Raw genomic sequence first — 22,509 nt, 5'->3', positions numbered from 1 at the left:
AGCCCCCGGCCACCCGGCGCCAGGGCCGGCGCGCCGCGCCCGCCCCCGCGGACGAGGGCCCGCTCGGCACGCGCTGAGCGGCGCGGTGCCGGGCGGGCCCTCGGGTCCGGGTGCTGCGGGGCGCAGCGGGTCGTCGCGCGCGGTCAGGCGCCGAGGCGCTCGCGGACCTGCACCAGCGACGGGTTCGTGGCCGCGGAGCCGTCGGGGAACAGCACGGTCGGCACGGTCTGGTTGCCGCCGTTCACCTGCTCCACGAACGCCGCGGCGTCCGGCAGCTGCTCGATGTCGACCTCGGTGTACGCGATGCCCGCGGAGTCGAGCTGCGTCTTCAGGCGGCGGCAGTAGCCGCACCAGGTCGTCGAGTACATCGTCACGGTGCCCTCGGCGGGCAGGTCCTGCGTGGTCGTCATCGTCTGCCTTCGCATGGTCGGTGTCGCGTCACCGGTCTGAACGCCCGGCGCTCGCAGGATCATCCCGGACGCGTCCGGGACCGCGCGCACGCACCCCTGGGGACGGCGGTCCCGGCGTGTCGGCGGGAGGTGCGAGGATCGACGGCGATGCCTGCCGACGACCTCCTCGACGCCCTCGACCCGGACCAGCGGGAGGTCGCGCGCGCCCTCACCGGGCCGGTGTGCGTCCTGGCCGGGGCGGGGACCGGCAAGACCCGCGCGATCACGCACCGGATCGCCTACGGCGTGCGGACGGGCGTCTACGCCCCGACCAGCGTGCTCGCCGTGACGTTCACCGCCCGCGCGGCGGGGGAGATGCGCACCCGCCTGCGCGACCTCGGCGTGGCGGGGGTCCAGGCGCGGACGTTCCACTCGGCCGCGCTGCGCCAGCTGCGGTACTTCTGGCCGAAGGTCGTCGGCGGCCCCTCGCCCCAGGTCCTCGCCCAGAAGGCGCCGGTCGTCGCGGACGCCTGCCACCGGCTGGGCCTGTCCGTCGACCGGGTGTCGGTCCGCGACCTCGCGTCCGAGATCGAGTGGGCGAAGGTCTCCCGGATCACGGCCGAGGACTACGTGCGCGCCGCCGCGGCGGCCGACCGCCCCGCGCCCGCCGGCCACGACCACCACGTCGTCGCCCGGCTCATCACGGCGTACGAGGACGCCAAGGACGCGCGCGGCGTCATGGACATGGAGGACATCCTCTGGCTGCTGTCGGGGATGCTGGTCGAGAACCGCGCCGTCGCGGACGAGATCCGGCACCAGTACCGCCGGTTCGTCGTCGACGAGTACCAGGACATCTCCCCGCTGCAGAAGTTCCTGCTCGACCAGTGGCTCGGCGGCCGCGACGAGCTGTGCGTGGTGGGCGACCCGAGCCAGACCATCTACTCGTTCGCCGGCGCGACGCCGCACTACCTGACCCGGTTCACCGCCGAGCACCCCGAGGCGCAGGTCGTCCGGCTGGTGCGCGACTACCGGTCGACCCCGCAGGTCGTGGGCCTCGCGAACGAGGTGCTGCGCCGCGCCCCGAAGGACCGGGCGGCCCGCTGGGAGCCGCTCGAGCTCATCGCGCAGCGCCCGTCCGCCGGGCCCGTGCGGTTCGCCGTCTACGACGACGACGAGGCGGAGGCCGCCGGGGTCGCGACCCGGATCGGCCGGCTGATCGCGGCGGGCACCCGACCCAGCGAGATCGCCGTGCTGTACCGGACCAACGCGCAGTCCGAGGCGTTCGAGCAGGCGCTCGCGCACCAGGGCATCGGCTACGTCCTGCGCGGCGGGGAGCGGTTCTTCCAGCGCAAGGAGGTCCGCGACGCGATCGTCCGGCTGCGCGGCGCCGCGGTGGCGGCCGAGGCCGACGTGCCGATGACCGAGACCGTCCGGGACGCGCTGCGGTCGGCGGGCTGGACGGACGAGCCGCCCGCGGCCCGCGGCGCCTCGCGCGAGCGCTGGGACACGCTGCACGCGCTGGTGACCCTCGCGGACGACCTGGCCGCGGCGGCGGAGCGCGCGGGCACCCGCGCGACGGTGCAGGACCTCATCGCCGACCTGGACGAGCGCGCCGCCGCCCAGCACGCCCCGACCGTCGAGGGCGTCACGCTCGCGTCGCTGCACGCCGCCAAGGGCCTGGAGTGGGACGCGGTGTTCCTCGCCGGCCTCAGCGAGGGCCTGGTGCCGTGGGCGTCCGCCGACACCGCCGCCGACCTCGCGGAGGAGCGCCGGCTGCTCTACGTCGGGATCACCCGCGCCCGGCAGCACCTCGAGCTCTCCTACGGCCGGTCCCGCACCCCGGGCGGCCGGGCGACCCGGCGGCGCTCGCGGTTCCTCGACGGCCTGTGGCCGCAGGAGGGGCGCGCCCGGTTCGGCGACGGGCGGCCGAGCGCCGTCCCACGCCTGACCGGCGAGGTCGACGCCGAGCTGCTGGCCGCCCTGCACGCCTGGCGGGCCGACCTGGCCCGGGCGACCGCGAAGCCCGCCTACACGGTTCTCGGCGACGCGACGCTGTCCGCCATCGCCGAGCTGCGCCCGGCGAGCGTCCCGGAGCTGGCCCGCGTCCAGGGGATCGGCCCGGCCAAGATCGACCGCTACGGGCCCGACCTGCTGGCCATCGTCGCCGGTCGCCGGCCCGCGGCGGGCGAGGCGGCGGCGGCCGGCTGATCGGCCGATCGGGGGACCCGGGAGAACTCGTGGAAAAAACTCTCGATAAATCGGTTGTGCCGCCCGCGAGGGCCCCTCTACGGTGAACGAGTCCTGCTGGAAGGCCGTGCTGCGCGAAGCGGCGGCGGCCCGATGACGAGAAGGAGGTGTGGTGCTGTGAAGAACAACTTCGACGAGTTCGGCGTCGGCGCGATCGCGCTGCCGTTCCTGGCACCCATCTCCGGCGAGATCCAGGGGACCGCTGTGTCCCCCGCCGCCCCGGGCACGGGCATCCGTGGCTTCGGCGGCACCGGTCTCCGGCTGCGTGCGCGCGATCTCTCGTCCCGCTCCGACTCCGTCCCAGGAGGACCGGTCATCTGAGTCGATGACCAGCCCGTCCAGGCCGCGGAGTCCACCGGATTCCGCGGCCTTCGTCTTCCCCGGCACCTGCAGGGGGGCGAGGCAGCTGCGGATCCACCGCCACCTCGCTCAACCCGCAAGTCATTCAGGAGGACATCGTGCGGCTCACGACGCTGCTCGACACGGTCAACCAGGGCGGATCCGGTCCCTGGCCGCCCGCCTCGACGCCCGCCGTCACCGATGTGCAGTTCGACGCCCTGGTCGCCGGCCTCATCCCGTGCCGGTCCAACGACCCCGAGCTCTGGTTCGCCGAGCGGACCGCCGAGGTCGAGCAGGCCAAGGCGCTCTGCCGCACCTGCCCGCTGCTCGAGGGCTGCCTCGCCGGCGCCGTCGAGCGGCAGGAGCCCTGGGGCGTGTGGGGCGGCGAGGTGTTCGTCGGCGGCCAGGTGGTCGCGGTCAAGCGCGGCCGCGGCCGGCCCCGCAAGGACGCCAGCCCGGCGGCCTGACCGCCCCGCGGGCCCGGCGCCCGGTCCGAGCGACCGGGTGCCGGGCCCGCCGCGCGTCCCGCGCACCCTGCAGCCGTCAGCCGGCCAGGGCCGCGCACCCGCACTCGGGGTGCGCGGCCCAGCGGCGCAGCCGCGGCGCCACGGAGGGCACCGGGACCTCGTACTGCGCGCCCGCGGTCGAGGGCGCGCCGCCGTCCAGGTGCGCGAGCACCTCCGCCGCGGCGAGCCCGCCGACCACCGCGGCCAGGGCGGCCGGGGGCTCCGCCGCGCCGTCGCCCGGCCCGGGGGCGACCAGCTGCGCGAGGACGGTCGGCCACGCCGGGTCCGCTGCCGCCCGGTGCAGGTCCAGGCAGCGCACGCAGGGCAGCGGCGGCCCGCCGGGCGGAGCCGGCCGGACGAACGGACCCACCAGCGCGTCGGCCTCCCGGGTCACCACGGGCAGGTGGGGCAGGTCGGCACCGAGCAGCGCGAGCGCCGTCGCCGGGTCCGGCGCGTCAGAGGCCGCGGTCACGACCAGGTCGGGCGGGTCCGCCAGGAGCGCGGCGAGGCCCCGCCCCGTCCGCACGCGGGAGCGCGGCGCCAGCGCGCGCAGGACGCCGCCGAGCGCGGTGGCCCGGTCGGGTCCGTCGCCGGCCGGCACCAGGTCCTCGGGACCGGTCGGCCGCGGGTCGTCGAGCAGCAGCGTGCCGACGCCCGCGAGGGCGAGCGTGGTCGCGACCGCGGTCCCGGCCCGGCCGAGACCGGCGACCGCCACCGTCGCGGCCGCGCGCCGCCGCACCGAGTCGACGCCGTCGCCGTCGGCGCGCGCGAGGCCGTGGGCGAGGGCCTCGGGCCGCAGGTCGGGCCGGACCCGTCGCGCGCGCGACGCGCTCGGGCGGAGCAGCCCCGCGGCGCCCAGCGCGTCGAGCGCCGGGGCGGGCAGCGCGTCGTCGACGCGGCGGTCGCCCGCGCGGAGCAGGCGCTCGGCCCGCTCGGGGGTCAGCCCCGCGATGCGCACCGCCCACCGCGGGTCGAGGCCCACCTGGACCTCGTCGGTCGCGCGCCGCAGCACGCGGAGTCCCTGCCGGAGCTGCACGGCGCCCCACCCCCGTCCCGTCGAGTACCACCACCGTGGCACCCCGGGCGGGGGCGGACGCCGTCGTCCACAGGTCGGGTCCTGCTCAGGCCTTGCCGAGGATCCGGTTCAGCTTGGTGCTGCACACCGGGCAGGTGGCCTTGGCCATGCGGCGGCCCGACTCGGAGACGACGACCTCACCCTCGGCCTGGCGCTTCTCCTTGCACTTCACGCAGTAGAACTCGCCGGCGTAGGTCTCGGCCATGTCTGTCTCCTCGGATCGGTTCGGCGGCGCCGCGTCCCGGCGCCCGGGCCAGTATCCACGCCGTGCGGCGGTCGCGGGAGGGTTCCGCCCGCCCGTCGTGCGGCAGTTGCCCCAGATCAGGGCGCCGAACCGCTACGGTGCTGGACGTGCAGCCGTCGCGGGAGCACCCCCGGACGCCGGTCGACCCGGTGCGCTCGGCCGCGCCCGCAGCCCCGGCCTCCGCCGCCCCGCGACCCGCCTCCGCCGCCCGGGCGGAGAGCGTGCCGTCCGACGGCGCGGCACCCGGCGGCCCCGGCGACGGCGACCCGCGGCTCGGACCCGTCGAGGTGCGCCGCTCCCGCCGCCGGTCCCGCACCGTGACCGCGTACCGCGAGGGCGGCCGGACCATCGTCGCCATCCCCGCCCGGTTCACCCGAGCGCAGGAGCGCGAGTGGGTGCGCCGGATGCTCGACCGGCTCGCGACCCAGGAGCAGCGGCGCCGCCCGTCCGACGACCAGCTGGTGCGCCGGGCCGCCGAGCTCAGCCAGCGCTACCTGGGCGGCCGCGCCGTGCCGTCGAGCGTCCGGTGGTCCGGCAACCAGGGGCGGCGCTGGGGCTCGTGCAGCGTCGGGGACGGCAGCATCCGGCTGTCCGACCGCCTGCGCGGGATGCCGCAGTGGGTCACGGACTACGTGCTGCTGCACGAGCTCACGCACCTGCTGCACGCCGGTCACGGCCCGGAGTTCTGGGCCGAGCTCGAGGCGTACCCCCGCACCGAGCGGGCGCGCGGGTTCCTCGAGGGCTACTCGTTCGCGGAGCGCACCCCGGGGGAGGGGGACGACGCCGACGAGCCGCCCGTCGCCGAGGAGGACGTGCCCGACCCCGAGGCGGACTGACCGCCCCGGGGTCCGCGCGGGCTCAGCGGGTGGGCTCGCCGCCCGCGGGCGTCCCGGGCTCGCCGCCGTCCGGCGCACCGCCCTCGGCGCCCCCGCCGTCGCCCGGGCCCTCGCCGAGGATCTCGGCCAGCGCCCGGTCCAGGTCCGCGTGCTCGCCCTCGGCCGCGGCGCGCCGTCCGGCGTACCCGGCGGGGTCGTCGAGGTCCTCGGCCGTCGGCAGCAGGTCGGGGTGGTCCCACACGGCGTCGCGTGCCTCCGGCCCCTGCTCGCGGGCGATGCGCGCCCACAGCGCGGCGGCGTCCCGCGACCGGCGGGGCCGCAGCTCCAGGCCGACCAGGGTCGCGAACGTCTGCTCGGCGGGCCCGCCGGCGGCTCGGCGGCGGCGGATCATCTCGCGCAGGGCGACGGCGTGCGGCAGATGGGGGAGCGCGGCCGTGGCGACGACCTCGTCCACCCAGCCCTCGACCAGCGCGAGCGCGGTCTCCAGCCGGGCGAGCACGGCCTGCTGCTCCGGCGTGGTCTGGGGGGCGAACACCCCGGACGACAGCGCGCCCTGCAGTGCGGCGGGGTCCGTCGGGTCGATGGCCCGCACCGACTCCTCGAGGCTCTCGACGTCGATGGTGATGCCGCGGGCGTAGGCGTCGACGGCCGCGAGCAGGTGGCCGCGCAGCCAGGTGACGTGCGTGAACAGCCGGGCGTGCGCCGCCTCGCGGAGCGCGAGGAACAGCCGCACCTCCTCGAGCGGGATCTCCAGGCCGTCGGCGAACGCGGCGACGTTGCCCGGCACCAGCGCGGTCGCGGGCTCGGCCACCAGCGGCAGGCCCGCGTCGGTGAGCCCGAACACCTCGCGGGACAGCGAGCCGGCCGCCTGGCCGACCTGCATGCCGAACACGAGCGCGCCGAGCTGGCGCATCATCGCGGCGGGGTCGAGGCCGCCGGCGCCGAACCCCGCCGGGAGGTCCATGCCCTCGGGCAGCTGGTCGGCGAGGGTCGCGGCCAGGGCCGTCGACATCGACGTGGCCACGGGCTCGGTCAGCGTGCGCCAGGTCGGCAGGGTCTGCTCGACCCACTCGGACCGGGACAGGGCGCGGACGTGCCCGCCGGCGGGCGGGAGGTCGGTGGCCGCGTCCAGCCACAGCTCCGCGACGCCGAGCGCCTCGGTCGCCTGCCGATGCTCGGCCGGGCTGAGGGTCGGGTCGCCGCCGCTGACCGCCTGCTGCCGGGCCATGTCGTGGGCGACGTCCCAGTTCACGGGGCCGTCGCCGCTGGACGACAGCATCCGCTGGACCTGGGCGATCACCTGGTTCATCAGCATCGGGTCGTCGGGCAGGCCGGAGGCGCGGGCCATCTCCGCGGGGTCGAGGCCCTGCTCGCGCATCTGGCGCAGCGCCTCGTCCGCGCCCGGGCCGAACATCTGGCGCAGCATCTGCTCCCAGGCGGCGCCGTCGGAGGGCTCGCCGGGCTGGCGCGCGGTGGGGTCGTCGGTCATCTCGGTGCTCCCGGGCTCGTCGTGGTGTCACCGTAACCACACCCCCGCGCACCGGGACCCGGTCGTCACCTCCGGTTCGCTGAGGGCGCACGCGACCCTCACGGGTCCGTGCGGCATGATCGTCCGGTGCACGCCCAGCCCGGAACCCCCTCGGACCCCGACGCGTCGGCCGCGGACCGGACCGACCCGCTCGACGGTGCCGACGGCCGCCCGCCGCTCGGCGACGCCCCTCAGGACGCGCCCGAGGACCTCCGGGAGCCCGCCCCGCCGGTGACCCGGCGCGCCGCGCTGCTGTCCGGTGGCGTCCTGCTCACGGCGGTGCTGCTCGTGGTCCTGCTGCTGATGCCGGTGCCGTACGCGGTCAACTCGCCCGGTCCGACGCTCGACACCCTCGGCGAGCACGATGGCCAGGCGCTCATCACGGTCGACGGCGCCGAGACCTACGACTCGACCGGGCAGCTGCGGCTCACCACCGTGTCCACCACCGGGGGCCCGGGCTACCCGTCCAGCGTGCTCGGCGTGCTGCAGGGCTGGCTGAGCCCCTCGCGGCGGGTGCTGCCGGTCGAGTCGGTGTTCCCGCAGGACGCGACCCAGGAGCAGCTCGACCAGCAGAACGAGGCGCAGATGGTGTCCTCGCAGGAGAACGCCACGGTCGCCGCCCTCGAGGAGCTCGGCTACACCGTCCCGGTCACGCTCACGGTGCACGACGCGGTCGAGGGCTCGGGCGCGGAGGGCGTGGTCGAGGAGGGCGACGTGCTCCTGTCCTACGACGGGACGGCCCTCACCTCGTACGGCCAGCTCATCGACCTCCTGGACGAGACCGACCCCGGGACGACGGTCACGCTCGGCGTGCAGCGCGACGGCTCGGAGGTCGACCTCGACGTCGTCACGGGCGCCCGCGAGGACGGCTCCGGCAGCCAGCTCGGCGTGTACATCGACCCGACGTTCGACCCGCCGGTGGACGTGTCCATCCGGATCGACCAGATCGGCGGTTCCAGCGCGGGCACGATGTTCGCGCTCGGGATCATCGACAAGCTCACGCCCGAGGACGAGGCGAACGGCCAGGTCATCGCCGGCACCGGGACCGTGGACCTCAACGGCGCCGTCGGCCCGATCGGCGGCATCCGGCAGAAGATGGCCGGGTCGCTCCGGGACGGGGCCGAGTGGTTCCTCGCGCCCGCGGACAACTGCGACGAGGTCGTCGGGCACGTCCCGGACGGGCTGACGGTGGTCAGGATCGCGACGCTGCACGAGGCGCGCGAGGCCGTCGAGGCGATCGGCGCGGGGGAGGCCGGCGACCTGCCGACCTGCACGGCGGCGGACGCGGGCTGAGTCCCCCGGGGGACTCAGGCGAACGTCGCCCGCAGCCCCTCGACCAGCCCGGGCACGACGTCCTCGCCCTGGCCCACGGCGTCGTCCCGGTCCTCGGCGCGCTGGCGGACCGCGCACCACGACGGCCCGCCGCGCAGCACGCCGACGGCGAGCCGCACGTCCTGCCGCTGCGGGTGCGCGAGCAGCGCCGCCAGCGCGGCGTCGGGGTCCTCGGGCAGGCCCTCCTCGGCCTCCGGCGGCAGCACGATCCGCTCGACCGTGAGCGCGGCGCCGTCGACGCCCTCGGGCCAGGCGATCGCGCCGAGCAGGCCCTCCAGGTCGTCGCTCGCGGGCAGCCCCTCCTGCTCCACCGAGGTGAGGTGGTCGGGGTCGGCGGCCGCGGCGGCCAGCACGTCGGGCGGCAGCTGCGAGGCGAGCGCGGGCTCGGCGTCGAGGGCGGCCTGCGTCCGGACCAGGGCGAACACCCGCACGGGGCCGTCCCAGCCGCCGGTGGCGACGTGCCGCTCGATCTCGACGACCGCCGCCGCGAGGGCGCGCTGGGCGGGGGTGCTGGCGGGGGTGTCCGGGGTCTGCGTCACGGGCGTCATCCTCGCACCCGCGCGGCGCGACCCGGCCGGTACCCGGTGCGGGTGCGCGGCCCGCGGGGCGTGGGAACCTGGGGCCCACCTGGCGCGTTGTGCTGATCGTGCGCGTGCTGGAAGGCGCGTGCACGCGCGATCCGTACCCGACGACGAGGACCTCAAGGCCGTGACCTTCGCCAACCCGTCCGCCCGCCAGCCCCGGGGGCCACGTCCGCCCCGGCCACCGAGAGGCGCCGCCGGCCGTCGTCGGCCCAGCCCGCTCGCGATCACCGTCGTGGTGCTCGCTCTGGTCGTGGTGGCCGTGCTGCTGCTCGCCCAGTTCTGGACCGAGGTCCTGTGGTTCGACCAGCTGGGCTTCTCCCAGGTGCTCTGGACCCAGTGGCTCACCCGCGGGGCGCTGTTCCTCGCCGGCCTGCTCGTCATGGGCGGGGCCGTGTTCTCCAGCCTCGCCATCGGCTACCGCACCCGGCCCGTCTACGCGCCGTCCAACCAGGAGCAGGCCAGCCTCGACGCGTACCGCGAGGCCGTCGAGCCGCTGCGCCGCGTCGTGCTCGTCGCCGGTCCCGCGGTGCTCGGCCTGTTCGCCGGCATCGCGGCCTCCCAGCAGTGGAGCTCGATCCAGCTCTGGATGAACAGCACCGAGGTCGGTCGCGAGGACCCGCAGTGGGGCCTCGACCTGTCGTTCTACATGTTCCAGCTGCCGGGCATGCGGTTCATCGTCAGCTTCCTCATGGCCGTCACGGTGCTGGCCGGCATCGCCGCCGTCGCCACGCACTACCTGTACGGCGGGTTCCGGGTCGGGGGCTCCTCGGGCACCCCGCGCATGACGCGCGCCGCCCGGGTGCACCTCTCGGTGATCGCCGCTGTCCTCATGGTGCTGATCGCGGCCAACTACTTCCTCGACCGCTACTCGATCCTGACGCAGGAGGGCGACCGGTTCGCCGGCGCCTCGTACACCGACGTCAACGCGGTCATCCCGTCCAAGAGCATCCTCGCGGGCGTCGCGCTCCTCGTGGCCGTCATGTTCGTCGTCACCGCGGTGCGCGGCACCTGGCGGCTGCCGGCCATCGGCGTCGGCCTGATGATCGTCAGCGCGGTCGCCATCGGCGGGATCTACCCGGCGGTCGTCCAGCGGTTCCAGGTGAACCCGAACCAGCAGGACGCGGAGTCGGAGTTCATCCAGCGGAACATCGACGCCACCCTCGCGGCGTACGGCCTCGAGGACGTGGAGACCAGCGACTACAACGCCAGCGTCACCGCCGAGCCGGGCGCGCTGCGCGAGGACGCGGAGACCACCGCCTCCATCCGTCTGCTGGACCCGCAGGTCGTGTCGGACTCGTTCCGCCAGCTCGAGCAGATCCGCGGGTTCTACTCGTTCCCCGACACCCTGTCCGTCGACCGGTACGACGTGGCCGACGAGAGCCGCGACACCGTCATCGCGGTCCGCGAGCTCGACCTGGACGGCCTGGACGCCCAGCGCCGGAACTGGACGAACGACGCGACCGTGTACACCCACGGGTTCGGCGTCGTCGCCGCGTACGGCAACACGACCACGTCGAGCGGCGCGCCCGAGTTCTGGGAGGGCGGCATCCCGTCGTCCGGCGAGATGGGCGAGTACGAGCCGCGGATCTACTTCGGCCAGAGCTCGCCGAGCTACTCGATCGTCGGCGCGCCCGAGGGCTCCGAGTGGGAGCTCGACTACCCGGACGACGAGTCGGGCGGCGCGGTGAACACCTCGTTCCCGACCGACGAGGTCTCGGCGGGCCCGGAGATCGGGACGTTCTGGAGCAAGCTGCTCTACTCGATCAAGTTCGGCTCCGAGCAGATCCTGTTCTCCGACCGCGTGACGGCCGAGTCGCAGATCCTCTACGACCGCGACCCGGTCGACCGCGTCCAGAAGGTCGCGCCGTACCTGACGCTCGACGGCCGGGTGTACCCCGCGGTCGTCGACGGCCGGGTCAAGTGGATCGTCGACGGCTACACGACGTCGAACCAGTACCCGTACGCCGCGGCGCAGTCCCTCGAGGACGCCACGGTGGACTCGCTCACCGAGACGTCGACCACCATCGCGGCCCTGCAGCCCGAGAAGGTCAACTACATCCGCAACTCGGTGAAGGCCACGGTCGACGCCTACGACGGCAGCGTCACGCTGTACGCCTGGGACGCCTCCGACCCGGTCCTGCAGGCCTGGAGCAACGTCTTCGACACCTCGCTGGAGCCGGTGTCCGAGATCAGCTCCGAGCTGATGAGCCACATCCGGTACCCCGAGGACCTGTTCAAGGTGCAGCGCACCCTGCTCGGCACGTACCACGTGACCGACCCGGGCCAGTTCTTCTCCGGCAACGACGCGTGGCGCACCCCGAACGACCCGACGGCCTCCGGCCAGAGCGTCGCGCAGCCGCCGTACTACCTGACGCTCGAGATGCCGACGCAGGACGCGGCCACGTTCTCGCTGATGTCCACGTACGTGCCCGCGGGCGGCAACGCCCGTGACGTGCTCACGGGGTACATCGCCGTGGACGCCGAGGCCGGGTCGGCCGAGGGCGAACCGGCGGAGGGCTACGGCAAGATCCGGCTGCTGGAGCTGCCACGCGACTCCACGGTCCCGGGCCCGAACCAGATGAACAACAACTTCTCGTCCAACCCGGACGTGTCGAACGAGCTGAACATCCTGGCGCGCGGCGACTCCCAGGTCATCCGCGGCAACCTGCTCACGCTCCCGGTCGGCGGCGGCCTGCTCTACGTGCAGCCGGTGTACGTCCAGGCGGCGAGCGGCACCCAGTTCCCGCTGCTGCAGCGCGTGCTCGTGTCGTTCGGCGACCAGATCGGGTTCGCGAGCACGCTCGACGAGGCGCTGGACCAGGTGTTCGGCGGCGACGACGGCACGTCCGCGGGCGACGCCGGCAACGAGATCACGCCGCCCGACACGGGCGGGGACACCGGGGACGACACCGGCACGGGCGACGGCACCGCCACGCCCGCGCCGACCCCGGCCCCGACGGGTGACACGGGCGCCGGCGCGGCCGACGCCCAGACCCGCCTGACCCAGGCGATCGACCGGGCCACCCAGGCGTACCAGGACGGCCAGGCCGCGCTGGCGGACGGCGACTTCGCCGCCTACGGCGAGGCGCAGTCCCGGCTGCAGGCAGCCCTGGAGGACGCCGCGGCGGCCGACGCGGAGCTGGGCGGCTCGGGCGGCTGAGCCCGAGCGCACGCACGACGGCGGCGGGCCGGTTCCCCAGCGGGGGAGCCGGCCCGCCGCCGCGTCCGGGCCGGGTGTGACCGAGGGCACGGGGGCTGGATTTGGACTGGCCGTCACCCTGGCGTAACGTAGTGATCACCGACGCGGGGTGGAGCAGCTCGGTAGCTCGCTGGGCTCATAACCCAGAGGTCGCAGGTTCAAATCCTGCCCCCGCTACACAGTGCCGATGCAGATCGGTGACGAAGGCCCGGACCACACGGTCCGGGCCTTCGTCGTTCTCCGCAGGAGCAACCCTGTGCGCGGGGTGCCGCTGGCAGCGCGCTGTCCTCGGCCCGGACGAGCCCCGGACGCCCCGAGTAGGTCCCGGCGCCCGGGTCGCGTAGGGTGGGGGACACCGACGCGGGGTGGAGCAGCTCGGTAGCTCGCTGGGCTCATAACCCAGAGGTCGCAGGTTCAAATCCTGTCCCCGCTACACAGTGCCGATGCAGATCGGTGACGAAGGCCCGGACCACGCGGTCCGGGCCTTCGTCGTAGTTCACCGCTCGGGCGCGACCGCGGCGGTCAAGCGGTTCCGCGGGCCTTCGCGCGGCCGAACCCTGCATTTCGTATCCCGGGGGGCTACACTTTGCAGGGTTCCACCGCGGATAGGAGGTCGCCGTGCCCGATGCGCGTCGCGTCATCGCCCGCCGCCCCCTGAGGACCGTCCGGCCGGCGCACCTGGAAGGCGTGTTCGCCAACCCGCGCGCCGCGCTCCGGCGGTTGGAGCACGAGGGCGTCGTCCATCGGCTCGCGTACGGCTACTACTGCGAGGTGCCCGCCGAGGCGGATCCGGACACGTGGCTGCCGTCTCTCGAGGCCGCGGCGATGGGAGTGGCGGTCGCGCGCGGTGGTCCGCCGGATCCGGTTCTGATGGGCATGTCGGCCGCCCGCGTGCTCGGCGCGCTCCCGCGGGCGGTCGCGACGGCGACCGTCGCCGTGGCCGTCGGCGGTCGGCGCCCCGTGCGGTTGGCCGACCGCCCGGCGACTGTGCGGTTCGTCGAGCGGGACACCTCCGCGCTCGACGCCGAGCGCATTTCGCTGGACCTGGGGTCGGCGCTCGTGACGACCCCTGAGCAGACGCTCCTCGACCTCGTCCGGCTGTACCCCGACGACCCGGAGACGCCCGCGGTCGTCCGGGCGCTCTGGTCGGGTGCGGACAGGGAGCGGCTGGAGCACCTCGCGCGGACGTCGCGAGGCATCGCGACGCTGAGGCGGGCGGAGGTGCTGGTCTCGTGACGCTGGCGGGACCCGAGCTCGCGAGGGTCGCGGCCCAGTTCGGTGCCGATGCGGGTCAGGTCCGTCGGGACCACCTGATCAGCCACGTGCCGGTGCGCTCGCGGCGGAGATCCCGACGGACGACCTCACCTTCTTCGGGGGGACCGCGCTGTCCCGCACCCACATCCCCGACGGCCGGCTCAGCGAGGACATCGACCTGCTGGCGCTCGGCTCGCGGCCCGACGTGCTGCGGGCGATCGAGGGGGCCGTGCGTCGTGGGGTGCAGCGGAGCCACGGCCGGCCGGCGTGGGATCCGCCGCTGCTCGACACCCGCGGTGCGCAGGCCAGCGTCCTGACCGCCGGCGGGCTGGCGATCCGCGTCCAGGTGCTCGACGGGGCCGGGTACACGTGGCCCACCGAGGTGCGCGAGGTCGAGCAGCGCTACGCCGACGCGCCTCCCGCGAGCATGCGCACGTTCACCGGGCCGGCATTCGCGGCGGCGAAGCTCGCCGCATGGGTGGAGCGCCGAGCGAGCCGCGATCTCTGGGACCTGGCGCACCTGGCAGGTCGAGGCCTCGTCGATGCGGAGGCGGCGAGGCTCTTCGTGCGCCACGGACCGTTCGCCCACCGTCCCGATGCCTGGTTCCTGGCCGCACCGCCGCCGGAGGACCAGTGGCACAACGACCTGGCGCACCAGACTCGGTTGTCGCTCTCGGGCGCAGAGGCGCTGGCGAACGTGCGAGAGGCGTGGGAGCGCGCCTTCGACTCGTGGTGACGACGCGTCCGCCGGCCCGTGCCACGGCGGTCGGCTGAGCACCCGCAGAACGAAGGCCCGGACCGCACGGTCCGGGCCTTCGTCGTCCCGCCTCAGCCCTGCGACCGCCCGATCAGCTCGAGGGTGTCGACCACGCGGTTCGAGAAGCCCCACTCGTTGTCGTACCAGGCGACGACCTTGACGTGCTTCCCGTCGACCCGCGTCAGGTGCGAGTCGAAGACCGACGACGCCGGGTTCCCGACGATGTCGGACGAGACGACGAAGTCCTCGGAGTACTCGAGCACCCCGGCGAGCGGCCCGGCCGCCGCGGCGCGGTACGCGGCCAGCACGTCCTCGCGGGTGACGTCGCGGGCGACGGTGGCGTTCAGCTCGACAACGGAGCCCACCGGGACGGGCACCCGGATCGAGTCGCCGGACAGCCGGCCGTCGAGCTGCGGCAGCACGAGCCCGATCGCCTTGGCGGCGCCGGTCGTCGTCGGGACGATGTTGACCGCGGCCGCCCGGGCGCGGCGAGGATCGCGGTGCGGGCCGTCCTGCAGGTTCTGCTCCTGCGTGTAGGCGTGCACGGTCGTCATGAACGCGTGCTCGATCCCGGCCAGCTCGTCGAGGACGAGGGCCAGCGGGGCGAGGGCGTTGGTCGTGCACGAGGCGTTCGAGATCACGGTGTGCGCGGCCGGGTCGTACGCGTCGGTGTTCACGCCGTACGCGATCGTCACGTCCGCCCCGTCGGACGGCGCGCCGACGAGCACGGCGCGCGCGCCGGCGTCGAGGTGGCCGCGGGCGGCGGCGGCGCTCGCGAACCGCCCGGTCGACTCCAGCACGACGTCGACGCCGAGCTCCGCCCACGGCAGCCGGGCGGGGTCGCGCTCCGCCAGGACGGCGATGCGCCGCCCGTCGACGACCAGGTGGTCGCCGTCGACGGACACGGGGCGGCCGAGCCGGCCCGCGGTGGAGTCGAAGGCGAGCAGGCGGGCGAGGGCGGCCGGCTCGGTGAGGTCGTTGACGGCGACGACCTCGAGGTCGCTGCCGCGCTCGAGGAGCGCGCGCAGGACGTTCCGGCCGATGCGTCCGAAACCGTTGATGGCGACGCGGGTCATGGGGATCCTCCCGGTGGTGTCCGTGGGTGACGCCACCAGCCTCGGCGTGCCGGCGCCGCGCCGACAGCGGCGTGCGCGCCATGGTCCGCACGGATCTCGCCAGCGTCCCGGGCGGTCGCGCCGCGCTACTCGCCCCGCGCGAACGTCCGCCGGTACTCGCTCGGCGTCGTCCCCAGCACCCGCTGGAAGTGCCGCCGCAGGTTCGCGCCCGTCCCCAGCCCGACGTCGACCGCCACCTGCTCCACGGAACGCTCCGAGCGCTCCAGCAGCTCCCGGGCGACGTCCACGCGCGCCCGCAGCACCCACTCCATCGGTGTGTACCCGGACTCCTCGACGAACCGGCGTGAGAAGGTCCGCGGCGACACCGCCGCGTGCCGGGCGAGCGCCTCCAGGGTCAGCGGCTCCCCGAGCCGGTGCAGCGCCCACTCCCGCGTCGCCGCGAACCGCTCGCCGAGCGGCTCCGGGACGCTGCGCGGGACGTACTGCGCCTGGCCGCCGGAGCGGTAGGGCGCGGCGACGAGGCGGCGGGCGGCGTGGTTCGACGGGGCGACGCCGAGGTCGCGCCGGATGAGGTGCAGGCACAGGTCGATCCCGGACGCCGCACCCGCGGAGGTGAGGACCTGGCCCTCGTCGACGAACAGCACGTTCTCGTCGACGGTGACGCGCGGGTACCGGGCGGCGAACGCGCGCGTGTAGTGCCAGTGCGTCGTGGCCCGGCGGCCGTCCAGCAGCCCGGTGGCGGCCAGCGCGAACGCGCCCGTGGAGATCGCGGCGAGGTCGGCGCCCCGCGCGTGGGCGGCGAGCAGCGCGGCGACGACGGCAGGCGGCGGGTCCTCCTGGTCGGGGTGCCGGTAGCCGGGGATGAACACGACGTCGGCCCACGTCAGCGCGTCGAGCCCGTCCGCGACGTGGTACGACAGCCCGTCGCCTCCGCGGACCAGACCCGGGGCCGGGCCGCACACGCGGACCTCGTACGGCATGCTCGGCCGGTTCGTGAACACCTGGGCCGGGATGCCGACGTCGAGGGGCTTGGCGCCCTCGAGCACGAGCACGGCGACGCGACGGAGTCGGGTGGCGGGCACGGCGCCAGCGTAGGGCGGGGCGTGCCCCGGAAAGGTGACGCGGCAGGCCGGGCCGACCCGCGCCGACGGACCGGGCGTCCGAAATCCGGGGACGGCGGCGCCGCCCGGCCGTACGGTGGCGCTCGTGCTGCTGCGCCGCGAGGGACCCACCGACCACGACGCCGTCCGCGCTCTGCACGCGGCCGCGTTCGGCGACCACGGCGCCACGGTCGCCGACCTGACGGACGACCTGCGGACGACGCTGCTCGACGGGGCCGGTGCCGGCCGTCCCGGGGCGCCCGGCACGGTTCGCGGAGGGTCGTGGGTCACCGCCGCGCCCGACGGGACCGTCGCCGGCCACGTGATGCTGACCCCGGCCCTGGTGGACGCGCCCGCACGCCTGGTCGACGTGCTGGTGCTGAGCCCGCTGGCGGTGCACCCGGACCACCAGCGGCGGGGCACGGGCGCCGCGCTCGTCGCCCACGCGCTCGCCGAGGCGGAGGCGCAGGGTGCGCCGCTGGTGTTCCTGGAGGGGGACCCGGGGTACTACGGGAGGCTGGGCTTCCACCCCGCGTCCCCGGAGGGCTTCCGGAAGCCGTCGCTGCGGATCCCCGACGCCGCGTTCCAGATGGCCCGGCTGCCCACGGCCCGGCCGTGGATGTCCGGCACGCTGGTGTACCCGGACGTGTTCTGGAGGCACGACGCGGTGGGTCTGCGCCCGGCACCCTGACGCTCGCAGCCGGCTCGGCGGGACGACCGCGCGGCGGCACGGTCGCCGCGGCGACGGTCCCGGGATACAACGGGGGCATGGCTGACGTGCACCGCGAGATCGAGCGCAAGTACGCCACCGGCCCGGACGTCGAGCTCCCGGCGCTCACCGAGCTGCTGGCCGGCGCCGCCGGGCTGCCCGACGGCGGCACGCCGGTCGCCACGAGCGACGACGCCGTCGAGCTGGTCGCGACTTACTTCGACACCGCCGACCTGCGGCTCGCCGCGGCCGGGCTGACGCTGCGCCGGCGCACCGGAGGCGACGACGCGGGCTGGCACCTCAAGGTCCCGGCAGGCCCGGACGAGCGGTCCGAGGTCCGGCTGCCGCCGGGGCGGGCGGTGCACACCGTGCCCGCGGCGCTGCGCGCGTTCGTGCACGCCGCGACGCTGGGCGCGACGCTCCGGCCGGTCGCCGAGGTGCGGACGTCGCGCGCGGTGCACCGGCTGGCGGACGCGACCGGCCGGGTGCTGCTCGAGCTGGTCGACGACCGGGTCACGGCGCGCCGGGTCCGTCCGTCGGGCTCGACGGGCGACGTCGTCGGCGCGCCCGAGGAGTGGCGCGAGGTCGAGGTCGAGCTGGTCGAGGGCGCGGGCGACCTGCTGGACGCGGTCGAGGAGCGGCTCGCCGCCCTGGGCGTGCGCCCGGCGGAGCAGCGCTCCAAGCTGGCGCGGGTGCTCGGGCCGGCCGACGAGCACGCGACCACCCGCGGCCGGCCGACGCCGAAGTCCCCCGCCGGGGACGTCGTGCTCGGCTACGTCGCGGACCAGCTGGACCGGTTGCGCGAGCAGGACCTGCGCGTCCGACTCGGCGCCCCCGACGCGGTGCACCAGATGCGGGTCGCCGCCCGGCGGGTGCGCAACGCGCTGCGGACGTTCCGCCGGCTGTTCGAGCCCGGCGTCGTGCGGCCGCTGCGGGACGAGCTCGGCTGGCTCGCGGACGTGCTCGGCCGGGCCCGCGACGCGGAGGTGCTGCGCGAGCGGGTGCGGTCCGCGGTCGAGGGCCCCGGCGCGGAGGAGGCCGTCGGCTCGGGGACGCACGCGGCCGCGGTGGCCGCGGACGCGGAGCTCGGCCACGCGGCGCGGGACGCGCTCGACGCGCTCCTCGGCGAGCTCGACGGTGACCGGTACCGGCGGCTGCTGCGCGACCTCGCGGCGTTCGTGGGCGAGCCGCGGTACTCCGACGAGGGGCGGCACCGGGCGCGTCGGGTGCTGCCCGCCCAGGTCGCCCTGCGGGACCGGAAGGTGCGGCGGCGGCTGCGGCGCGCCCGCCGGGTGCCCGAGGGGCGGCGCCGCGACGACGCGCTGCACGACGCCCGCAAGGCCGCGAAGGCCGCCCGGTACGCGGGCGAGTCGGTCGCGGGCGTCCTCGGGAAGGACGCCGCCCGGTACGCGCGCCGGATGGAGGACCTGCAGGAGGTGCTCGGCGAGCACCACGACTCGGTGGTCGCGCGGGCGCGGCTCCGGGACCTCGCCCGGCACGCGCCGAGCACCGAGGTGGCGTTCCTGTACGGCCGGCTGCACGCCCTGGAGGAGGCGCGCGGCCGCGAGACCGAGCGCGCCGCACGCGGCGTCGCCCGCGCGGCGGGGAAGCGCAAGCTCCGGCGCTGGCTCGGCTAGTCGCACCCGCGGCGGCCGAGGTCGAGGGCGTCCCGCCGCTGCGGGGGAGGAACCCTCGACCTCGCGCGCCCGGCTCAGACCCGGAAGCCGCCCACCAGCCGCTGCAGGTCCGTGGACATCTCCGCCAGGGACGTCACCGCCCGGCGGGACTCGGCGGCGCCCTGGGTGGTGAGGTCGGCCGCGCCCGCGACCCCCGCGATGTTGCCGGCGATCTCGCCGGTGCCGGTGGCCGCCTCGGCGACGCTCCGGTTCATCTCGGCCGTGGTGGCCGTCTGCTCCTCGACGGCCGACGAGATGGACAGCTGGAAGTCGTTGATCTGGGTGATGATGCCGGCGACGTCGTCGATCGCCGCGACCGCGCCCGCGGTGTCCGCCTGGATCGACTCGACGCGGCGTGCGATGTCCTCGGTCGCCCGCGCGGTCTCCTGCGCGAGCTCCTTGACCTCGCCGGCGACGACCGCGAAGCCCTTGCCGGCCTCGCCCGCGCGGGCCGCTTCGATGGTGGCGTTGAGCGCCAGCAGGTTGGTCTGCTCCGCGATCGAGGTGATCAGCTTCACCACGTTGCCGATCTCCTTGCTCGACTCGCCCAGGCGGTCGACGGTCGCCGTCGTCGTCCCGACCGCTGACACGCCCCGGCCGGCGACCTCCGCGGCCCGTGACGCGCTCCGGGCGATCTCCTGGATCGAGGCGCCCATCTGCTCGGAACCGGCCGCCACGGTCTGGACGTTCCGGGACACCTGCTCCGCGGCGGCGGAGACGACGCCCGCCTGGGCGGCCGTCTCCTCCGCCGAGGCCGCGATCTGCCCGCTGCTCGCGGACATCTGCTCGGCGGCGGAGGCGAGCGCCGTCGAGGACCGGTCGATGGTGCCGATCACCCCGCGCAGCGTGCCGACGGCCGCGTCGAGGGCGGCGCCCATCCGGCCGACCTCGTCGCGGCTCGTCAGGCCGGACGTCACCGTGAGGTCGCCCTGCTCCAGCGCGGCGGCCACGACCTGGACCCGCTGCAGGCCCCGCACGATCGACCGGGCGACGAGGGCAGCCAGGCCCAGCGCGAGCGCCGTGCCCGTGACGAGCAGCACGACCACGAGGGTGCGGCTCGTCCGGTAGTCGGCACCGGCGCGGTCCACCGCCGCGGCGGCGTCGGACTCCTCGCGCTCGACCAGCGCGGTGGCGCTCGCGGACATGGTGTCGATGATGGGCTGGGCGACCGTGTCCCGGGCCTCGGCGAACGCGGCGGTGTCGTGCGCGCGGCTGGCGACGAGCAGCTGGCCGTCACGGACCTCGAGGTAGTCGGCGAGCGCGGCCTCGAAGTCTCGCAGCGCGTCCCGCGAGTCGTCGTCGAGCGGCAGGGCGGCGTAGGCGGCGAGCGCCTCGCGGAGCTCCGCCTCGCTCGCGGCGATCCTGTCCTCGAACCGGGCCATGACGGCGTCGTCGGTGGACAGCGCGTGGTTGGTGACGTCGAGCCGCATCTGGACCATCGCCCGCCGCAGGGTCGCGGCCTGCTGGAGACCGACCACGTTCTCGGCGTACATGGCGGTGGTGGCGGCGTTCGTCGACCCGAGCGCCACGAGGCCGACGACCCCGACCAGGGCGCCGACGGCGGCCGCGAGCAGGACGGCGGCGAGGATCCGGGCGCGGACGCCGCGGTCGCCGAGCCAGGACAGGACGGACGGGCGCCGGGCGCCCACGGTGACGGTGGTGGTGGTCACGGGATCTTCCTCCGGGCGTGCGCGCGGGGCGCCCCCTGCACCCCGGTGCCCGACCCATCGGCAGGGCGGCCGCCAACACCTGGGACTTTGGTCCCAGACGCGTCGACGCGCGCACGGCGCCGGTCTCGGCCACGCTGGTGCCGGACGTCCGACCCGGGGAAGGGGTGGTCAGCGTGCCGGAGCGGCGGCGCCGCGCGACGTCGGTGGAGAAGGGCTCCGCCCGGGGGCGCGGCCTGGAGACCTACCGGTCGATGCGCGACTTCGACCGCACCGCCGAACCCGCGGGTGCGGCGACCCCGGCTCCGACCGAGCCCGGGGCCCCGCGGCGGTTCGTCGTGCAGCGGCACCGCGCCCGGCGGCTGCACTACGACGTGCGGTTCGAGGTCGACGGCGTGCTGGTGTCCTGGGCGGTGCCGCGCGGCCCGACGCTCGACCCGGACGTGCGTCGCATGGCCGTGCACGTCGAGGACCACCCGCTGGAGTACGAGGACTTCGAGGGCGTGATCCCGGCGGGGGAGTACGGCGGCGGCGACGTCATCGTGTGGGACCGCGGCACCTGGGAGCCGCACGGCACCGACGACCCGGCGGCGACGATCGCCGCGGGCGAGCTGCACGCCGACGTCCACGGCGAGAAGCTGCGCGGCCGCCTGGTGCTGGTGCGCCGCGGCGAGCCGGGCGCGGACGGCAAGGAGCAGTGGATCCTCGTGCACAAGCACGACGAGCACGCCGAGAAGGGCTGGGACGCCGAGGACCACCCGCGGTCCGTGCTGAGCGGCCGGACCAACGACGAGGTCAAGGCCGACCCGGACCGGCTGTGGCGCTCCGACCTGCCGGCGGCGGAGGCGTCCGTCGACCTGCGGGCGCCGCAAGCCGAGCCGCCGACCGACGACGAGCTCGCCGCCCTGGACGACCTCGGCCCGAACGGCGGGACCTGGGAGGTCCACGGTCGCCGCCTCAAGGTCACGAACCTCGACAAGGTGCTGTTCCCGGCGCGCGACGGCGAGGAGCCGGTGACCAAGCGCGAGCTGCTCCGGTACGCCGCGCGGGTCGCGCCCGTCGTGCTGCCGTACCTGCACGGCCGTGCGCTCAACATGCACCGGTTCCCGCAGGGCGCCGGCACCGCGGGGTTCTGGCACAAGGAGCTGCCGTCGCACGCGCCCGACTGGCTGCCGCGCTGGGACAACCCGGAGGCCGACTCCGGCGACAGCCGCACGTACCTGGTCGTCGACGAGCCGGCCGCACTGATCTGGGCGGCCAACTTCGGGGCGCTGGAGTGGCACGCGTGGACGTCCCGGACCGACGCGCCGCGGCAGCCCACCTACGCGCTCGTCGACCTCGACCCGGGGCCGTCGACCGCCTGGGAGGACGTGCTGCTGCTCGCCCGGCTGCACCGGGACGCGTTCGAGCACCTGGGCGTGCGCGCGGTGCCGAAGGTGACCGGGCAGCGCGGCATCCAGATCTGGATCCCGATCGCGACCGGCCCGTCGTTCGACGACACCCGCGCCTGGGTCGAGCGGGTCTCGCGGACCGTCGGCGCGGTGGTGCCGGACCTCGTGAGCTGGAAGTGGGAGGTCAAGGCCCGCGGCGGGCAGGCGCGGCTCGACTACACGCAGAACGCGATCAACAAGACGCTGGTCGCGCCGTACAGCCCGCGGGCGCGTGCGGGGGCGCCGGTGTCGGCGCCGATCACCTGGGACGAGCTCGACGAGCCGTGGCTGCGGCCGGACGCGTTCACGATCCGCACCGTGCTGGACCGGGTGGGGGAGCGGGGAGACCCGTTCCGCGCGCTGCTCGGGCCGGGGCAGGTGCTGCCGCGGCTGGCGTGACCGTACGGCACCCGCCGCGCGGTCGGCCGGGGCGACGAGGTCGGTGGAACGCGACGAGGTCGTCACTCGTGAGTGACGACCTCGTGCGGATGGGACGACCTCGGCGCCGGGAGGCCCGGCGGGCCGGGGGGGGGATCGACCTGGTCTGCTACAACTTCATGC

19 protein-coding genes and 2 tRNA genes are annotated in these 22,509 nt (G+C 75.7%); 13 read left to right on the top strand and 8 right to left on the bottom strand.

The window, feature by feature from the left end; genetic code table 11:
• Positions 1-143 precede the first annotated feature (143 nt).
• Positions 144-410 carry a mycoredoxin gene (locus KVT14_RS17780; RefSeq protein WP_217616882.1) on the bottom strand — a complete coding sequence of 89 codons (267 nt, stop codon included), beginning with the start codon at positions 408-410 and terminating at the stop codon, positions 144-146.
• Between the two features lie 147 nt (positions 411-557).
• On the opposite strand from KVT14_RS17780, the gene KVT14_RS17775 reads away from it, so the two are divergent.
• The 3 genes from KVT14_RS17775 to KVT14_RS17765 all read left to right on the top strand — a co-directional run bounded on the left by KVT14_RS17775 (position 558) and on the right by KVT14_RS17765 (position 3,442).
• Positions 558-2,597 (top strand): ATP-dependent helicase, encoded by a 2,040-nt coding sequence (locus tag KVT14_RS17775; protein ID WP_217616881.1) that lies wholly within the window; start codon positions 558-560, stop codon positions 2,595-2,597.
• Positions 2,598-2,753: 156 nt separating this feature from the next.
• Positions 2,754-2,957 (top strand): hypothetical protein, encoded by a 204-nt coding sequence (locus tag KVT14_RS17770; RefSeq protein ID WP_217616880.1) that lies wholly within the window; start codon positions 2,754-2,756, stop codon positions 2,955-2,957.
• 137 nt (positions 2,958-3,094) lie between these two features.
• Positions 3,095-3,442: a WhiB family transcriptional regulator gene (locus KVT14_RS17765; RefSeq protein ID WP_147794226.1), complete on the top strand. Its 348-nt coding sequence runs from the start codon at positions 3,095-3,097 to the stop codon at positions 3,440-3,442.
• A 76-nt stretch (positions 3,443-3,518) separates the two neighbouring features.
• Here KVT14_RS17765 and KVT14_RS17760 read toward each other — a convergent pair whose 3' ends face one another.
• Both KVT14_RS17760 and KVT14_RS17755 read right to left on the bottom strand, forming a co-directional pair.
• A complete protein-coding gene (locus KVT14_RS17760; RefSeq protein WP_217616879.1) occupies positions 3,519-4,517 on the bottom strand; it encodes a thiamine biosynthesis protein ThiF in 999 nt (332 codons plus the stop codon).
• Between the two features lie 85 nt (positions 4,518-4,602).
• Positions 4,603-4,761: a DUF5679 domain-containing protein gene (locus KVT14_RS17755; RefSeq protein ID WP_147794224.1), complete on the bottom strand. Its 159-nt coding sequence runs from the start codon at positions 4,759-4,761 to the stop codon at positions 4,603-4,605.
• Between the two features lie 260 nt (positions 4,762-5,021).
• Between KVT14_RS17755 and KVT14_RS17750 the strand changes: the two genes are divergently transcribed.
• Positions 5,022-5,636, top strand: coding sequence for a YgjP-like metallopeptidase domain-containing protein (locus KVT14_RS17750; RefSeq protein WP_308161145.1), 615 nt, complete (start codon positions 5,022-5,024; stop codon positions 5,634-5,636).
• A gap of 22 nt (positions 5,637-5,658) precedes the next feature.
• Here the strand turns inward: KVT14_RS17750 and KVT14_RS17745 are convergent, their stop codons facing one another.
• Positions 5,659-7,125 (bottom strand): zinc-dependent metalloprotease, encoded by a 1,467-nt coding sequence (locus KVT14_RS17745; protein WP_217616877.1) that lies wholly within the window; start codon positions 7,123-7,125, stop codon positions 5,659-5,661.
• Between the two features lie 126 nt (positions 7,126-7,251).
• On the opposite strand from KVT14_RS17745, the gene KVT14_RS17740 reads away from it, so the two are divergent.
• A complete protein-coding gene (locus KVT14_RS17740) occupies positions 7,252-8,457 on the top strand; it encodes a PDZ domain-containing protein (protein WP_308161144.1) in 1,206 nt (401 codons plus the stop codon).
• Between the two features lie 14 nt (positions 8,458-8,471).
• Here KVT14_RS17740 and KVT14_RS17735 read toward each other — a convergent pair whose 3' ends face one another.
• Entirely contained in the window at positions 8,472-9,035 is a 564-nt protein-coding gene (locus tag KVT14_RS17735; protein WP_308161143.1) for a PPA1309 family protein, read from the bottom strand.
• A 127-nt stretch (positions 9,036-9,162) separates the two neighbouring features.
• Between KVT14_RS17735 and KVT14_RS17730 the strand changes: the two genes are divergently transcribed.
• The 5 genes from KVT14_RS17730 (at position 9,163) to KVT14_RS17710 (ending at position 14,269) form a co-directional block, all read left to right on the top strand.
• Positions 9,163-12,240: a UPF0182 family protein gene (locus KVT14_RS17730; protein WP_308161142.1), complete on the top strand. Its 3,078-nt coding sequence runs from the start codon at positions 9,163-9,165 to the stop codon at positions 12,238-12,240.
• 142 nt (positions 12,241-12,382) lie between these two features.
• A tRNA-Met gene (locus tag KVT14_RS17725) sits at positions 12,383-12,456 on the top strand.
• A gap of 182 nt (positions 12,457-12,638) precedes the next feature.
• Positions 12,639-12,712 (top strand) — tRNA-Met (locus tag KVT14_RS17720).
• A 185-nt stretch (positions 12,713-12,897) separates the two neighbouring features.
• Complete coding sequence (locus KVT14_RS22635; RefSeq protein ID WP_217616875.1) at positions 12,898-13,515, top strand: type IV toxin-antitoxin system AbiEi family antitoxin; 618 nt, start codon at positions 12,898-12,900, stop codon at positions 13,513-13,515.
• A 109-nt stretch (positions 13,516-13,624) separates the two neighbouring features.
• The gene (locus KVT14_RS17710) at positions 13,625-14,269 is read left to right on the top strand and encodes a nucleotidyl transferase AbiEii/AbiGii toxin family protein (RefSeq protein ID WP_217616885.1); all 645 of its coding nucleotides are present in this window, start codon (positions 13,625-13,627) and stop codon (positions 14,267-14,269) included.
• A 92-nt stretch (positions 14,270-14,361) separates the two neighbouring features.
• On the opposite strand, the gene gap is transcribed toward KVT14_RS17710, so the two are convergent.
• Together gap and KVT14_RS17700 are read right to left on the bottom strand one after the other, a co-directional pair.
• Entirely contained in the window at positions 14,362-15,366 is a 1,005-nt protein-coding gene (gene gap / locus KVT14_RS17705) for a type I glyceraldehyde-3-phosphate dehydrogenase (RefSeq protein ID WP_217616874.1), read from the bottom strand.
• Positions 15,367-15,491: 125 nt separating this feature from the next.
• A complete protein-coding gene (locus tag KVT14_RS17700; RefSeq protein WP_308161141.1) occupies positions 15,492-16,448 on the bottom strand; it encodes a helix-turn-helix domain-containing protein in 957 nt (318 codons plus the stop codon).
• Between the two features lie 124 nt (positions 16,449-16,572).
• Between KVT14_RS17700 and KVT14_RS17695 the strand changes: the two genes are divergently transcribed.
• Both KVT14_RS17695 and KVT14_RS17690 read left to right on the top strand, forming a co-directional pair.
• The gene (locus KVT14_RS17695; RefSeq protein WP_217616873.1) at positions 16,573-17,157 is read left to right on the top strand and encodes a GNAT family N-acetyltransferase; all 585 of its coding nucleotides are present in this window, start codon (positions 16,573-16,575) and stop codon (positions 17,155-17,157) included.
• A 77-nt stretch (positions 17,158-17,234) separates the two neighbouring features.
• Positions 17,235-18,812 carry a CYTH and CHAD domain-containing protein gene (locus tag KVT14_RS17690; RefSeq protein ID WP_217616872.1) on the top strand — a complete coding sequence of 526 codons (1,578 nt, stop codon included), beginning with the start codon at positions 17,235-17,237 and terminating at the stop codon, positions 18,810-18,812.
• 74 nt (positions 18,813-18,886) lie between these two features.
• Here KVT14_RS17690 and KVT14_RS17685 read toward each other — a convergent pair whose 3' ends face one another.
• Complete coding sequence (locus tag KVT14_RS17685; RefSeq protein ID WP_217616871.1) at positions 18,887-20,521, bottom strand: methyl-accepting chemotaxis protein; 1,635 nt, start codon at positions 20,519-20,521, stop codon at positions 18,887-18,889.
• 173 nt (positions 20,522-20,694) lie between these two features.
• Between KVT14_RS17685 and ligD the strand changes: the two genes are divergently transcribed.
• Positions 20,695-22,347: a non-homologous end-joining DNA ligase gene (ligD, locus tag KVT14_RS17680; RefSeq protein WP_308161140.1), complete on the top strand. Its 1,653-nt coding sequence runs from the start codon at positions 20,695-20,697 to the stop codon at positions 22,345-22,347.
• Positions 22,348-22,509: the final 162 nt, after the last annotated feature.

Source organism: Cellulomonas sp. GbtcB1 (assembly GCF_019091725.1).
Classification (GTDB): Bacteria; Actinomycetota; Actinomycetes; order Actinomycetales; family Cellulomonadaceae; genus Cellulomonas.
Note: the sequence above shows the minus strand (reverse complement) of the source record. Positions and strands in the feature narration are given on the sequence as shown.